Origin of the sequence: Bradyrhizobium sp. 195, from assembly GCF_023101665.1 — a bacterium.
Classification (GTDB): Bacteria; Pseudomonadota; Alphaproteobacteria; order Rhizobiales; family Xanthobacteraceae; genus Bradyrhizobium.
In genome coordinates, this window is sequence record NZ_CP082161.1 from 4,350,545 (window position 1) to 4,365,045 (window position 14,501).

12 protein-coding genes are annotated in these 14,501 nt (G+C 63.1%); 5 read left to right on the top strand and 7 right to left on the bottom strand.

Going from position 1 to position 14,501, the window contains the following annotated elements; genetic code table 11:
• The first annotated feature begins 91 nt into the window (after positions 1-91).
• Complete coding sequence (locus IVB26_RS20025; RefSeq protein WP_247967071.1) at positions 92-811, top strand: haloacid dehalogenase type II; 720 nt, start codon at positions 92-94, stop codon at positions 809-811.
• Between the two features lie 47 nt (positions 812-858).
• Here the strand turns inward: IVB26_RS20025 and IVB26_RS20030 are convergent, their stop codons facing one another.
• Positions 859-1,758 (bottom strand): hypothetical protein, encoded by a 900-nt coding sequence (locus tag IVB26_RS20030; protein WP_247967072.1) that lies wholly within the window; start codon positions 1,756-1,758, stop codon positions 859-861.
• Positions 1,743-3,581 (bottom strand): peroxidase family protein, encoded by a 1,839-nt coding sequence (locus tag IVB26_RS20035; RefSeq protein WP_247967073.1) that lies wholly within the window; start codon positions 3,579-3,581, stop codon positions 1,743-1,745. Before IVB26_RS20035 ends, IVB26_RS20030 begins: the two co-directional genes overlap by 16 nt.
• A 323-nt stretch (positions 3,582-3,904) precedes the next feature.
• Here IVB26_RS20035 and IVB26_RS20040 point away from each other — a divergent pair, with 323 nt between their 5' ends.
• The 3 genes from IVB26_RS20040 (at position 3,905) to IVB26_RS20050 (ending at position 9,633) form a co-directional block, all read left to right on the top strand.
• Positions 3,905-5,269 carry an FAD-binding protein gene (locus tag IVB26_RS20040; protein ID WP_247967074.1) on the top strand — a complete coding sequence of 455 codons (1,365 nt, stop codon included), beginning with the start codon at positions 3,905-3,907 and terminating at the stop codon, positions 5,267-5,269.
• Positions 5,270-5,482: 213 nt separating this feature from the next.
• Entirely contained in the window at positions 5,483-8,638 is a 3,156-nt protein-coding gene (locus tag IVB26_RS20045) for an ATP-binding protein (RefSeq protein WP_247967075.1), read from the top strand.
• A gap of 101 nt (positions 8,639-8,739) precedes the next feature.
• Positions 8,740-9,633 (top strand): LysR family transcriptional regulator, encoded by an 894-nt coding sequence (locus tag IVB26_RS20050; protein WP_247967076.1) that lies wholly within the window; start codon positions 8,740-8,742, stop codon positions 9,631-9,633.
• 96 nt (positions 9,634-9,729) lie between these two features.
• On the opposite strand, the gene IVB26_RS43005 is transcribed toward IVB26_RS20050, so the two are convergent.
• The 5 genes from IVB26_RS43005 to IVB26_RS20070 form a co-directional block, all read right to left on the bottom strand.
• Positions 9,730-9,855 (bottom strand): MFS transporter small subunit, encoded by a 126-nt coding sequence (locus IVB26_RS43005; protein WP_256468842.1) that lies wholly within the window; start codon positions 9,853-9,855, stop codon positions 9,730-9,732.
• A 4-nt stretch (positions 9,856-9,859) separates the two neighbouring features.
• Positions 9,860-10,018: a hypothetical protein gene (locus IVB26_RS20055; RefSeq protein WP_247967077.1), complete on the bottom strand. Its 159-nt coding sequence runs from the start codon at positions 10,016-10,018 to the stop codon at positions 9,860-9,862.
• Positions 10,019-10,044: 26 nt separating this feature from the next.
• The gene (locus IVB26_RS20060; protein ID WP_247967078.1) at positions 10,045-11,460 is read right to left on the bottom strand and encodes an L-lactate MFS transporter; all 1,416 of its coding nucleotides are present in this window, start codon (positions 11,458-11,460) and stop codon (positions 10,045-10,047) included.
• 249 nt (positions 11,461-11,709) lie between these two features.
• A complete protein-coding gene (locus IVB26_RS20065; RefSeq protein ID WP_247967079.1) occupies positions 11,710-12,693 on the bottom strand; it encodes an MBL fold metallo-hydrolase in 984 nt (327 codons plus the stop codon).
• Between the two features lie 224 nt (positions 12,694-12,917).
• Entirely contained in the window at positions 12,918-13,583 is a 666-nt protein-coding gene (locus IVB26_RS20070; RefSeq protein WP_247967080.1) for a GntR family transcriptional regulator, read from the bottom strand.
• A gap of 117 nt (positions 13,584-13,700) precedes the next feature.
• On the opposite strand from IVB26_RS20070, the gene IVB26_RS20075 reads away from it, so the two are divergent.
• Positions 13,701-14,495 carry an enoyl-CoA hydratase/isomerase family protein gene (locus IVB26_RS20075; RefSeq protein WP_247967081.1) on the top strand — a complete coding sequence of 265 codons (795 nt, stop codon included), beginning with the start codon at positions 13,701-13,703 and terminating at the stop codon, positions 14,493-14,495.
• Positions 14,496-14,501: the final 6 nt, after the last annotated feature.

Here is a 14,501-nt window from a genome sequence, read left to right on the forward strand (position 1 = left end):
CGAACCCGGAATCTCGCGCAACAAACTCTGGATTCCGGGCTCGCGCTTTGCGTGCCCCGGAATGACAACAAGAATAACAGAGGAAGCGCGCATGTCCGATCTCTCCCCCGTCAAAGCCCTGGTCTTCGACGTGTTCGGCACGGTCGTGGACTGGCGCACCAGCCTGATCACAGACTTCATGTGGTGGGGCAAACAGCGCGGCATCAGCGCCGACTGGACCGCTTTGGTCGACGGCTGGCGCGGCATGTACATGGCCTCGATGGACGACGTGCGCAAACATCCCGAGCGCGGCTATGTCATGCTCGACGATCTGCACCGCCGCTCGCTGGAAGAGCTGGTCGATCAATTCTCGATCAAGGGTCTCACCGAAACCGATCTCGATTATCTCACCAAAGGCTGGCACCGCCTGCACGCCTGGCCCGACAGCGTCGCCGGCCTCACGCGGCTGAAGGCGAAGTTCGTGATCTCGCCGCTCTCGAACGGCAACGTCGCGCTGCTCACCAACATGGCGAAGTTCGCCGGGCTGCCGTGGGATCTGATCCTGTCGGCCGAGCTGTTCGAGCATTACAAGCCCGATCCCGAGACCTATCTCGGCGCCGCGCGGCTGCTCTGCCTCGAGCCGGAAGAGGTGATGATGGTCGCCGCCCACAACGGCGATCTCGCGGCTGCGCAGAAGAACGGGCTGAAGACCGCCTTCGTGGCGCGGCCGACAGAGTACGGACCGCTCCAGAAGGTCGATTTCGAGGCGACCGGCAACTGGGATATCGTCGCGAAGGACTTTGGCGGGATCGCGGATAAGCTCGCCTGCTAATTCCATTCCGCTTTGAGGCGATTGCCGACGACGTTGCGCGGCGTTCTTCAAGCGCCTGCTGTCGCGCGCGTCCTGGCCGCCTGCCAGACATTGCTGAGCAAGGCCGGGACAAGGCTGTGCGCCGGACACTGATTCCAGGCACCGGCAAAGAATGCGAAGCCCGGGTCGGAGGCGCGTTGCTGCCGGGCATTTTCGACCGCCAGCAGGACCAGCGTCCGCGACCGCAGCCGGATCAGACCGATGAAGTCTCCGTCGCGCGCCTCGCGGACCACGCGCGCCGGCGCGCGCAGGGTGCGAAGCGACGCGTCCTTCGGCTCGATCTTCGCCAGATTGTCGCCGTGGAGCGCCAGCTCGCGCATCAGCTCGATCGATTTCACGATGTTGTCCATTGCGAGCGCAGTCGCGTGCGCGCAAGCAATGTCGCCGCGCGAGGCAGCCTGGATTCGATCGAGCGCGGCCTTCAGCGCCCCGCTGTGCCTGAGCCATGCTGCACGCAGCGGCCAGGCCGACAACCAAGCCTGCAACGTGCGCGCGGCGGCGTAGGACTCCTCGCTCGCGACATAGTCAGGGAAGAATAGCCGGCCTACGGCCTGCTGTACAACGACGCCCTTGCTGCGATGCGCGCGCCGGCCGCCGACGTAATCGCCGAGCTCGGCGATCTCCGGCGCGATCTGTTGCAACAGCGCATCGATCTTCGAAAGAGCGGATTCGAGCGAGGCCTGATGCGCAGCGCGCAGCGGATCGTGCCGGTCGCGAAATGCCGGCCAGATGTCGCCATCGGGGCCGCGGAAAACCGCGAGCTTTGCCGCGACCGAGCGATTGAACAGGCCTCCGCGGCCGGACAGCGAGCGAGTGACCGTAGCCGCATCGTTGACGCGGAGGAGTTCGTCCGGCTTGCGGACGAGGGCGAGGCGGACAAGGCCCGGAATGGTCATGATGAGGGCCACGCCGAGCCTCGCAGCACGTTCCAGGGGGCAAAGGCGTTGTCGACGCCCTCGAGCGCCGGGCCGAGTTGCGGCACATGCCGCAGCAGCACTGATTTCATTCCGTTGTTCTGGATCCAGTCCAGACCGAAATCGGTGTAGATTTCCGCCCGGTAGTCGTCTGTGAAGAAGCGGTCGCTCTTGAGGCGCCGCGATGCCATCAGGATGAAGATGCGGAAGGCGGTATCGCTGAAGCCAAAACCGTCCGGCAGATCCTCGGCCAACAGCCCGACCATCAGATCGACGCGGTCGACGTCGCCCTTGTAGATCGCGCGCATCTTCTTTGCCGCGCCGGGAATGCTGGTGATCTCCTCGAATGTCTTGACCCGCTTCTTGCCAACCAGCTCGCGGAACCGGTTGTAGCGCGGCACGCCGCGCTCGCGGTCGCGCATGATATCGATGGCGGCCATGTCGAGCAGCGGTTGGCCGTCCTTTTCGAACTGGCGGAGGAAGTTGGGGTAATTGTGCAGGCGAATGGCGCCGGGATGTGCCGTGCCGAACGAGTACAGCAGGTCGACAAAGCCGTGCGTCTCCATGAACTTGCGGGAGGCGCGTCCCTGCATATCGACCAGCTTGCAGTGTTCAACCCCCGCGGCGCCGATCCGTCGCACATCCATGTCATCAGGGATCAGCGGGTGCAGGCGATAGACCGCAGTGAATTCCTCGGTCATCGCGTAGGGCGCGCTATGCTGATCCGTCGGGGAGCGGATGATGCCATAGGCGGCTTCGCTGTTCTTGCCGAGCACTGCTTGCAGCACCCGGCACGGTATCCCCGACCAGTTGGCGCGCATGCTGAAGTCCAGCGCAGGATGGCCGAGGATGCCCGGCGTCCATTCGATGGTGTGGATCTTGGCGATCAGGGCCGCGTTGATCAGGCGTGCGCGCTGGAATAGTTCCTCGTCCTTCCAGGTCGGATACCGTGTCTTCAGGCCATCGCAGATGACATTGTGCTCACGTGCGAAGAGATTGTGGAGCAGACTGAGCCCGACCCACCAATTGTCGTTGAATCCGGTGAGATCGGCGCCCGGATGAGCTGGATCGGCGGGAAGCATTCCATCGCTGCCGACCTCGATCTTTCCGTCGGCCTTGGAACGGATCTGCATCTGTCTGTCGCGATCGCTGCCGTAGATCTGTCCGGCGTCCCACCAGTGCGAGTTGAGATTGCGGAATGTCGGGGTCGCGCCGAGCCATGGTTCACGCGGCGTTCGGTCGGGGACAGTCCGGCGAATCTTCATGCAGCCGTCGACCCGTTCGTCTTCGGGCCAGGTATCGCCCGGCTTCAGCGGGATCTTGAACTCGTTTTCCGGCTCGGGAACCCCATGACTGAACCAATTATGCGTTTCGAACTGGATCCAGGCGGCGGCCAACAGATTGAGGCTGGTCGCGGGAATGAAGGTGTCGCGCGCCAGCAATTCCATCGAAATCATGCGCGGGCTGGGTTCGAGCAGGTTGTCTACGCTGTCCGGCGCGCATTCCGGCAGCGGGAAATTGCGTCCGAACCGGGCGCCCGCCATGCCCATGCGCGGATGGTCGAGGCTGTTGAACGAGCCATCGGCGGAGCGCCACCGCTCATTACCGGTGCTCCAGCCAGGCGGCCTCGCGCCGTAACCAGTATGGTGGAGGTTGTGCTCCCGCAACCTTTCGCGGAAGACCGAAAGATTGGCGGATCCGAGCAGGGTCGGCAGATGGTCCCATCTGACGAAGAAGTTGATGACCCGAAAGACGACATCCAGGACCGCCTGGAGCAGGCCACGATGGAAGACAAAACCATCGTTTTCGCGGGACATTGACGCTCCCAAACAACCGCGTGAAATCAATTGGGATTGCAACTATAAATGCTGTTCAATAGCACCAAAATGCCCCGCTTGCCAACGCGACGTGCTGGAAGCTGCGGTCGCCCCGTCGTACAATTTCCCCTGTCGGTTGAATGTTTGCTCGGATAGGATGCCATGCAGCCCAGGCTGCGTCAGGCGGCCCGGCTGAATTTGCGAGCGGGGCGAAGCTGCGCGGCAAGGCGCTTCAACCTCGTGAAGACCTGGCCGACACCGGCGTCGGCAGGACAGAAGAGCCATCTTAAGTTGCGTGTTTCGCCGCCGAGGGGGTGACGCAGATGGGCAGTATGGTTCGCAATTATGATGGCGGGATCACAAGCTCTCCCGCGCAACTGGTGTCGCCGCGATCCGTCGAGGAGATACAATCGATCCTCAGGGATACCGAGCGCTACCCAAGCCCTGTCCGGGCCATGGGCAGCTATCATTCCTTGACGCCTTGCGCGTCCTCGGACGGCACGATCATCGACATGTCCGCGATGAGCCGCATCCTCAAGATCGACCCACATGGCATGACGTTCACGGCCGAAGCGGGCCTCCAGTTCATTGTCGCATCTCGGGCGTTGCGGGCGATGAACCTCCAGTTTCTGACCAATATCGAGATCGGGAACATGACGCTGGGGGCGGCCGCCTGTTGCCACACCAAGGACGGACTGGATGGTGGCGAGTTTGGGCAGGTCGGCTCGTACATCACGGCGATCAAATGGGTGACGCCCAGCGGCGAGATGGCGGAAGCGTCGCAGGACAAAGACCCGCAACTGATGTACTTCATGCGCTCGAGTTACGGCTTGTCCGGCGTCATCTACGAAGTGACGTTTCGGATCACGCGGCTGGAGGCGATCCACTTCAGCTATTTGCCGCGCCCGATCGCAGAGCTGACCGAGAAGGAAGTAGATGGGATCATCGATGCGTCGCGAGGTCTGATCTGCTGGACGGTCGGTCGAAAGGCGCACTTTCAGACACGACATCCCGCCGACCGGGTTGGACCGTTGGGATCGCTGTTCGCCGCCAGCCGCCGCACCCTCTGGAATTATACGGAAGCCCGCGTCGGCAGGTTCATCGACAGCAACATCCCGACCAAGCCTCTCAGGGATGTGTCGCTCGACGCCTGGTTCGTTGGCAGCAAGCTGTTGATGTCGTTCCTGCACCTGGTCGGCGGCGCGACCTTGTACAATCCCGACAAGACGATCGACTACAGCGAGACGGCGCCATCGGCGCGTTATGCATTCACATTCTGGACATTTCCGCGCGGTGAGTGGCTGAACGTGCTGCGCGATTATGTGGACTTCAGCGAGAAGTATTTTAAAGAGCACGACTTCCGCTGCAACATGGCGCTTGGTTCTTATTTCATCCGGAAGGACGAGCATTCGTTGCTGTCCTACTCGCATGACGGTGATGTTTTTTCAGTCGATCCCATTCACGCCTATACGGACAGGCCGGCGTGGGACGGGTTTTTGAAGGAGTTCAACGAGTTTGCGTCCAAGAGGAATGGCATTCCTCTGCTGAACCAGAGTCCGTTCATCACAAAGCACCATGTCACGGCGGCGTATGGGGCGAGATGGACGGAGTTCTCTGAGCAAGTCAGACGCCAGGATCCGCACGGGCGCATGCTGAATCCGTTCTTTGCGGATTTGCTCAGCCCGTGAGGATCGGCGCGAAGCCGAGGACGGGAGTGGACGTGCCGACAAGCCCGGTCTGGGCTGAAGCTGCGCCCGGCGGGATCGAGACAGTGCGGCTGACGGATGGTCGCCGGAAGCGTTGTGGACTTGTTTGGGAAGAATGGCGCACTCTTGTCGCCCCCGGGAAAAGGTAGGGCGACAGCTCGAAAGCGCCGAAATGTCGTAATTCCGGAGTGGGTGATGGACGATCCTCACGACAGAGCAACCGAACGCCGTCAGCTGACGGTCTTGTTCTGTGACGTCGTTGATTCAACGGGCCTCTCCGAGCGCTGCGACACCGAGGACTTGCGCGAGATATTGTTGGAATTTCAGGCGATCAGCTCGCAGTGCATCGCGAACGCCGGCGGCAGTGTCGTCAATTACATCGGCGACGGCATTCGCGCCGAGTTCGGTTATCCCCTCGCATCGGAAAACGAGGCCGAGAGCGCGGTACGCTGCGGTCTGCTGTTGTTGCGGGCAATTCGGGAGTTGAGCGAGCGCGCGATCGCGGCGATCCGGGAACCGCTTCGCGTTCGGATCGGCGTGCATACGGGAGTAGCGGTGATCGGCAGGGCGGGGCCGGGTCACGTGCACGATGCGACCGAGATCGTCGGCGATACACCCAACATCGCATTCCGGCTGCTGGAAATGGGCGAGCCCGACTCGCTCGTGATCAGTGGTGAGACAAAGCGCCTGCTGCGAGGCAAATTCGCCTTGCAACCCCTAGGCATGCGTTCGCTCAAGGGCCTGTCGCGGAAGGTCGAGGTCTTTCTCGTCGCAGGCGAGACGTCGGAAGACGGCGTCGGCCACCGCGCCCGCCATCGCAATGCCTCGCGCCTCGTCGACAGGGTCACCGAATTGGGCCAGTTGCTGCAGGCCTGGGAGCTGGCGAAGACCGGGCAGGGGCGTACGGTGGAGATCACCGGGGAGCCCGGCATCGGCAAATCGCGCCTGGCACTGGAGCTGATCGAAAGGGCGGCTTTGCCGGACGACCTGATCCTGGCGATCCAGGCCTCCGGCCCGCATCAGAACACGCCGCTATACCCGATCATCAGAGCGCTTGAGCAGCGCATCGGCATTGGCAGGGATGACGACGCCGAGGTGAACTTGGCGCGTCTGCGTGATTTCATGGCCGCGACGTCCGGCGGCGACGAGGAGCAGTTGACACTGATCGGTCAGATGCTCGGTTTACCGGTGCCGGCGGCGTCAGGTCCGACAACAATTCCCGACGCGCATGAGCAGCGTCGGAAGACGCGCGATGCGGCGGTGCGGCTGTTGATCTCGCTGACGCGCGGCGAGGCCAGCCTGATCCTGGTCGAGGATTTTCACTGGACCGATCCGTCGACGATCGAGATTGTCGAGCGCATTGCCGGCCAGATCGGTGGCACGCGGAACCTGCTGGTGGTCACCAGCCGGGCGTCAGTCATCGGTAACGTGTCGCCGATGATCCTGCGCATCGTGCTTCAACGTCTCGACGACGAGCACTGCCGCGATCTCGCAGGATCGGTCGTACGCGACAAGCAACTGCCAAGCCAGTTGCTCCAGCAGATTGTCGCGCGATCGGACGGTGTGCCGCTGTTCGTGGAAGAGCTGGCGGCGGCTGCTCTCGAGACCGGACAGGTCGATCCCGGCGTCAGAAGGGCTGGCGCGAGCGGACCTTCAGAGGTGCCGTCGGCGCTCTACGATTCCCTCATGCTGCGTCTGGAACGGCTCGGCAATGCAAAGGCGGTCGCGCAGCTCGCCTCAGTGATTGGCCGAAGCTTTTCGCATCGGCTTCTTGCCGCCGTTGCCGGCGAGCTTCACGACGCCCTCGATCCCGCCCTCGAGCGACTGCGAGCGTCTGGACTGATCGGGCTTGAGCGCGATGACGATGAAAAGGTCTACTCCTTCAAGCATGCCCTGGTCCGGGACGTCGCCTATTATTCGCTTCTCAAACGCCAAAGGCGGGAGCTTCACGACCGCGTGGCTGAGGAGATCGAGCTCCATCTGCCGGAGGTTGCCACCACCGAACCCGGCTATCTCGCGCAGCATCTGTCCGAGGCCGGACGCACCTCCCGAGCGGCACAGATGTGGCTTAAAGCGGCCCAGCAGGCAGCAGAACGTTCGGCAAATCTGGAGGCGATTGCCGAACTCAACATGGCGCTGGAGGAGATCAGGAGGCTTCCAGCAGGGCTTGAACGGGACAATCTGGAGCTGAACGCCCAGATCGCGCTGATCGGACCGACGATCGCGGTCCAGGGATTTGGCGCCGACGCGGTCGCCGATGTGAGCAGCCGTGCGATCGAGCTCTGCCGCGCCCTCGATAACGATCCGCGCATCTTTCCGGCGCTGTACGCCAGATGGTCTTACCTGCGCGTGGCAAGCAACGTCCGGGAGGCGGGCACGCTGGCGCGCGACTTCCTGACGCTCGCCGAGCAAAAGGGAACGAGGGCCGACCGGATGGTCGGCCATCGGTTGCTCGGCACGTCGTTGCTCGACGGGGAGACCGAGCAGGCGTGCGTCCATCTCGATCGAGCGGCCAAGCTCTACGATGCTGCCGCCGACCGCGCGACGGCCGTTATCTACGGCACCGACGTGCAGATCACGAGCCTGTCCAACCTGTGCATTTGCTGCTGGCTGGTCGGCCGAGTGAGCGAGGCTGTCGCGCACGGCCAGGAGGCACTCGGCCATGCGCAGCAATTGGCGCATGCCCATACCCTCGGTTATGCCTACGCGCATGCATGCATGCTCCACACGCTGGAGCGGGACGTGCAGACCGTCCGGGCGCTCGCGCAACGCACGCTCGATGGAGCGATCAGACGGGAACTGCCGCTCTGGGTCTCGGTGGCCCGGACATTTCTCGGTTGGGCCGACCTCGAAAGCGGCCGCCTCGCGGAAGGCATCGATGTGCTCGAGAAGCAGCGTGATTTCCTGCAGACGGCGCACCTCGTCTATTGGCTGCCCACCTACCTTTGCTGGCTGGCAGAGGCCTATCTCCGCGTCGACAGGCTGGCGGACGCCCGACGTTGCCTCGATCAGGCGCGCAACGTCTTTGGGCGGGGCGGCAATTACTGGTACGAGGTCGAGTGCCTACGTATCGAAGGGCGGTTTGCTTCGCATGCGCAAATCAACGACACCATGCTCGCGGAGCAGAATTTCGAGCTGGCCCTGGCGCTCGCCCACCGGCGTGGCCAGCGAGGGTTTGGCTTGCGTGCCGCCGAAGGGCTGGCGAGCCTGCTCGCCGCCAGAGGCCAGACGGACCGCGCACGTACGCTGCTGCAGCAGGAATTGCAGCTCTTCGCGGGTCAACCAGAGCGCGGCGATCGTGCGGATGCCAAGAGGCTGTTGCACGACCTCGAGGGCCGCTCGCGCGTTTGACGGCTCAGATCCGGGATCGAGCCGGTCTGGCGCCCTTTCCAATTTGACATCCCTGAAGAGACCGCCTTTCATATCGATAATTTCGATTTGTGGGGACTGCGGTGGACACCGAGCTCGCGCGTACATTCCTGACCGTGGTCGCGACGGGCAATTTCATCACGGCCGCCGCGCGCCTTCACGTCAGCCAGTCCACAGTCAGCACGCGGATTCACTCGCTCGAAGAGCTGCTCGGCTGCACGCTGTTCGTTCGCAACAAGGCCGGCGCGGCGCTGACGGCGGCGGGCCGTCAGTTTCAGCGTCACGCTTCGACACTTGTTCGCACCGTCGAGCAGGCCCGACACGACGTTGGAATCCCCAGGGGATTTAGCGGCGCGCTCGTCGTCGGCGGCCGTATCGGTTTGTGGGAGGAATTTCTGCTGCTCTGGGTGCCGCGCATGCAGGAGGTCAATCCGCATATCTCCATCCGCGCGGAAAGCGCGCTGGAGCCGGAGTTGATGCAGGGGCTGGTCGAAGGCCGCATCGACATCGGCGTGATGTACACGCCGCAAAGCCGCCCGGGCCTCAAGGTCGAGCTGCTGATCGAGGAGCAGCTTGTGCTGGTCTCGACCAACCCCAAAAGCGATCCGGAGCCGCAGGATGGTTACGTCTATGTCGACTGGGGGCCGGAATTCTATGCTCGCCACAGCGCCGTCTTTCCCAATTTCGCGGGGTCCGCGCTGACGGCAAACATCGGCTGGCTCGGCCTTGAGCACGTGCTCGCCAATGGCGGCTCCGGCTACTTCGCGTACCGTATCGTCGAGCCGCTGCTCAAGGCTCGGCGCCTGCATCTGGTGGCGGGGGCGCCGAAATTCTCGATGCCGGCCTATGTCGTCCGCTCAGTCGACCAGCCCGATGATCACGTGCAGAGCGCGATCGCGATCATGCGCGACCTCGCCGCCGAGCAGACCCGCCGCATGATGGAAACGCCGGCGCATGCCACACGCAAGCGTCGCTGACGGCCTGTTCGAAGCTACCCGCGTCTGTCGCTGCTCAACCGCCGCGCGTTGCCGAGCAGCGTTGGGTGCCTGTCCGTGGGGCGCATCGGATCTTGCCTATTGAAACAGCTTCATGGCGTTGAGCAGGGTCTGGATGACGCCTGCGAGCAGGGGGACGCCCGCAAAGCTCCAGGCCAGCGCCAATTGCAGCGGTGTGGTCCTCGCCGTCTGAGCGTTCTGCATAGTATCATGCCCCCGAGGGATTGTTGTTGGCCGCGACCGCCGCCGCGATCTCGCTGGCGCGATATGCCGGCTTGATCGCCGCCATGGTCTGGGACAGCCGAGAGGCGACCCAGTTCGGCAGCAGCTGGGAGAACGATGCCTCGCTTCGCGATGTCGTCGTCATGGTTGCTCCTTTTTGCTCGCCGCGCCTCAAGCGCGCGCCGGTTCGAGAACCTTGTCGTCGTCTGTCATGTGATGGCGCTTGTCGACGGCGCGGACGCAGAGATTGGCGAGAAAGCCGACCACGAGCAGTCCGGCCATGATGTACATGGTGGTGTTGTAGGCCTGAGCCTTCGGCACGCCATGGGTGACGTTGTATTCGCGGATGTAGTTGATGAGCACCGGCCCGGCGATGCCGGCCATCGACCATGCCGTGAGCAGGATGCCGTGGATGGCCCCGACATAACGCGTGCCGAACATGTCGCGCAGATAGGCCGGCACCGTGGAAAAGCCGCCGCCATACATGCTGACGATGATCAGGAAGCACAGCACGAACAGCACGACATTGCCGCTTGCGCCGGCGTAAGGCACGGTCACGTAAAGCGCGAAGCCGAGCACCATGTAGACGAAATAGGTGTTCTTGCGTCCGACGAAGTCGGACAATGAAGCCCAGCTGAAGCGTCCGCCCATGTTGAAAAGACTCATCAGCCCGACGAGACCGGCGGCCGCGACCGCGGTGATGTGTCCCGGGAACATCTCCTGGCTCATCGCCGAAGCCTGGCCGAGTACGCCGATGCCTGCGGTGGTGTTGCAGAACAACACGAGCCAGATCAGCCAGAACTGCGGCGTCTTGATCGCCTGATAGACGAACACGTCGTTCTTCGTCATCAGCTTGGTGGCGGTTGCCGGCGGCACGTAGCCTTCCGGCTTCCAGCCCGGCGCCGGCACGCGGACGATAGCGGAGCCGACCATCATGAAGACGAAGTAGACGCAGCCTAGCGTGATGAAGGCGCCGAAGACGCCGACGTCGGTCGTGCTGGCGAACTTACTCATCAGCCAGACGGAGAAGGGGGAGGCGATCAGGGCGCCGCCGCCGAAGCCCATGATCGCCATGCCGGTCGCCATGCCCGGCCGATCGGGAAACCATTTCATCAGCGTCGAGACCGGCGAAATGTAGCCGATGCCGAGCGCGCAGCCTCCGATCACGCCGTAGCCAAAATAGATGATCCAGAGACTGTGGAGATGGACGCCGAGCGCCGAGATCAGGAAGGCGCTCGCCCAGGCGACGCCGGCGGTGAACATCGCCCGCCGCGGACCGCCTTCCTCGACCCAGCGTCCGAACACTGCAGCCGACAATCCCAGGAAGACCATCGCGATGGAGAAGATCCAGCCGAGTTCCGTGAGCTTCCAGTCACCCGGGGCTGATTGAGTGATGCCGATCAGCTTGGTCATCGGCAGGTTGAAGACGCTGAAAGCGTACGCCTGCCCGATACACAGATGCACGCAGAGCGCCGCGGGCGGCACCATCCACCTGCTGTAACCGGGCCTTGCAACCGTGTGCTCGCGATCGAGGAACGACAGCAGGGAGCGTGAGGGCAGCCCCGATGCATCGAGCGTGGTCGTCATCGAAAATCCTCCTGGCGCGTCGCCCTTCTGGGCGCAGCCATCCGGCTGCGGGTGATCGCGTCCTCAAGCTACGCAGGAGAATGGTTTTGACAAACGAATAATATCGGCCGTTATTATCGATATTACCGATATATCGGCGCGAAGCTACGCGGAGCCGGTTGCAAGCAAAAGGTCCGGACAGCCGCGCTGTCCGGACCTGGTGTGAGGCGAGCGATTGGGCCGACCTGCCTTGGTCGGCCACCTTGCGAGCTACAATGTCATCTGCATCGGTTCGGGATAGTAGCGGAAGCCGTCGCCCGCCTTGGCGACGTGGCCGTAGCCCGGCCAGGCGAAGTGATAGGACATCACCGGGATCTTGTTTGCCGCGAGCATCGTCAGGAGCTTGACGCGCGACTCGGCCGCCTGCTTCGGATCCGTGTCGTAGGAGAACTCCATCCGCGGCCGCTCCAGCAACAGCACCGAATGGTGCGAGAGGTCGCCGAGGAAGGCGAAGGATTTGCCCGCCGACGAAACCGTGAAGATGGTGTGGCCGACGGTGTGGCCGGGCGCCGCCAACGCCTGCACGCCCGGAAGAAATTCCTGGCCGTCCTTGAAGAACACGATGCGGTCGCGGACCGGGAGCAGGTTCTTGCGAGCGTGGACGACGAAGTCCTTGACCGGGCTGCCGAGCTTGCCTTCGTCGGTCCAAAAGTCAAAGTCGGTCTGGGAGATGTAGATCTGCGCGTTGGGAAACAGCGGCTTGCCGCCTTCATCCACGATGCCCCCGATATGGTCGATATGGGCATGCGAGCAGACCACGGCGTCGATGTCCCCCGGCTTGATGCCGGCCTCGGTCATGCTCTTCTGTTGTCGCCCGGTGGTGGCGCCAAACATCTTCGATGAGCCCATGCCGGTATCGAACAGGATGAGCTTGTCGCCGGTATTGACGATCGGCGAATTCTGCTCGAGCACGACATTGTCCGGCGACAGGAAATTCTCGGCCAGCATCTTCTTGACCTCTTCCTTGGGAACGCCGGTGAAGGTCCCGGAGGGATCGCCGAGCGGCAACGGTCCGTCGGATACGACGGTCACCTCGGCATCGCCGAGAACGAAGCGGTGCCAGTAGGGCGTCTGGGTGCCGAGCTTGGGAGCCCGCGCCAACGCGCTGCTGCCGAGCATGGCACTGGCGCCAAGGCTAGCACCAAGGCCCGCCCCAAGTGCGAGCAGGGACCGACGAGAGACATCAATTGTCATGCGTTTCCTCCGCTTTGTCTTTTCTCTTGCGCAATTGTTCGCGCGTTGGGACCGGCCCGATCGGCCACGCGGCCGCAGGTCGGCAGAAAAGTATGCTGCGCCGGCCGCGACAAGCTAGCAAGTGGAATTAGTGCGCAGATTCACGCGGAGCGGGAACGAGCTGGGGTGCGGGAAAGCCACGCGTGGACACGCTCTCCGCCAGCCAAGGCGACACAAATTGCGCCTTACGCAATTCTCAGCGTGAGGTCGTTCCCTTCCGTCTCGGCAAAGCCCGCCTGCAGCACCTCTTCGCGCTTGTGCCGGAGATGCGCGCGCAGGATATGCGAGAGGCCGGCGCCGTCGCGCCGCTGAAGCGCGTTCAAGATTGCCTCATGCTCCATGACGGCGAGCGCCCAGCGCTGCGGCGTCATCGGCGTCACGTAGCGCGCCCGCCGGATGCGTGCGGTCACGGAAGTGTACAACCCCGCGAGCACGGGATTTCCGGCTGCGTTGACGATGGCTTCGTGAATGGCGCGGTTGCCGCGATAATACTGGATCAGGTCGCCCTCGCTATAATGTTGCACCATCTCCGCATGCGCGGCCGCGATCGCGTCGATCGCGGCGTCCGTGATGCGCTCGCAAGCGAGCTCGCCGGCGAGGGCCTCCAGGCCCTGGCAGACCTCGAACAGGTCGCGCATGTCCTTGTCAGTCAGTTTTGCCGCGCGTGAGCCGCGATGCGGCAGCAGCTGCACGAGACCTTCCGCAGCCAGCACCTTGAGCGCTTCGCGCAGCGGCGTGCGCGAAATCTCGAGCCGCTCGCACAGCTCACGCTCGGGAATTCGGGCGCCCGGCGGGATTTCGCCGTCAAGCAGGATGGCGCGGATGCGTCCGACGACGTCTTCATGAAGCATGGGTCTGAACTCAGTTTGCATTCAAAAATGAACTTATAAGCGGATATTTTCAAGTTCCAGCTTGAAAATCTCATATTTTGCATTCAAAAATGTAAAAAACAGGAGGATGCCGAGGAAATGGACCTGCAAGTCGAGGCAGAAGACCTCCTTTTTGAATGCAAGGACGGCATCGGGCGGATCACCTTCAACCGCCCGCAGGCCCGTAACGCCTTCACCTTCGCCATGTACGAGCGGCTCGCGGCGATCTGCGAGGAAGCCAACCGCGACCACGCCATCAAGGTGTTGGTGCTGCGCGGGGCCGGCGACAAGGCGTTCGCCTCGGGCACCGACATCAACCAGTTCCGCGAATTCAGGACGCCGCAGGACGCGATCGATTACGAGAACCGGATCGATCGCGTGCTGACCACGCTCGAACAGTGCCGGGTGCCGACGATCGCGGCGATCAACGGATTCTGCACCGGAGGCGGGGCGGGCATTGCCGCTTCCTGCGACCTGCGCATCGGCACGAAAAGCGCGAAAATCGGGTTTCCCATCGCCCGCACGCTCGGCAACTGCCTGTCGATGTCCAATGTCAGCCGTCTCACCGCGCTCATCGGCGCTGCCCGCGTCAAGGATCTCATCTTCACCGCGCGCCTCGTCGATGCCGCGGAGGCCGTAAGCGTGGGGCTGCTCGGCGAGGTCGTCGAGGATCTCCAGGCCCTCGACTGGCGCACTGAGGAGGTGGCCCGCCTCGTTGCCAGCCATGCGCCGCTGACGCTGAATGCGACCAAGCAGGCCGTGGGCCGCCTGCAAAGGCGGCTGACGCGGGACGAGGGCGAGGACCTCATTCTGATGTGCTACACGAGTCAGGATTTTCGCGAAGGGCTCGATGCTTTCCTCAACAAGCGCGCGCCGCAATGGCGCGGCCAATAGGACGCC

Bases quoted from the DNA above. Each gene is read 5' to 3' on its own strand.
- IVB26_RS20065 (WP_247967079.1), bottom strand. From the start codon at position 12,693: ATGACAATTGATGTCTCTCGTCGGTCCCTGCTCGCACTTGGGGCGGGC.
- IVB26_RS20025 (WP_247967071.1), top strand. From the start codon at position 92: ATGTCCGATCTCTCCCCCGTCAAAGCCCTGGTCTTCGACGTGTTCGGC.
- IVB26_RS20070 (WP_247967080.1), bottom strand. From the start codon at position 13,583: ATGCTTCATGAAGACGTCGTCGGACGCATCCGCGCCATCCTGCTTGAC.
- IVB26_RS20035 (WP_247967073.1), bottom strand. From the start codon at position 3,581: ATGTCCCGCGAAAACGATGGTTTTGTCTTCCATCGTGGCCTGCTCCAG.
- IVB26_RS20045 (WP_247967075.1), top strand. From the start codon at position 5,483: ATGGACGATCCTCACGACAGAGCAACCGAACGCCGTCAGCTGACGGTC.
- IVB26_RS43005 (WP_256468842.1), bottom strand. From the start codon at position 9,855: ATGCAGAACGCTCAGACGGCGAGGACCACACCGCTGCAATTGGCGCTG.
- IVB26_RS20040 (WP_247967074.1), top strand. From the start codon at position 3,905: ATGGGCAGTATGGTTCGCAATTATGATGGCGGGATCACAAGCTCTCCC.
- IVB26_RS20060 (WP_247967078.1), bottom strand. From the start codon at position 11,460: ATGACGACCACGCTCGATGCATCGGGGCTGCCCTCACGCTCCCTGCTG.
- IVB26_RS20075 (WP_247967081.1), top strand. From the start codon at position 13,701: ATGGACCTGCAAGTCGAGGCAGAAGACCTCCTTTTTGAATGCAAGGAC.
- IVB26_RS20055 (WP_247967077.1), bottom strand. From the start codon at position 10,018: ATGACGACGACATCGCGAAGCGAGGCATCGTTCTCCCAGCTGCTGCCG.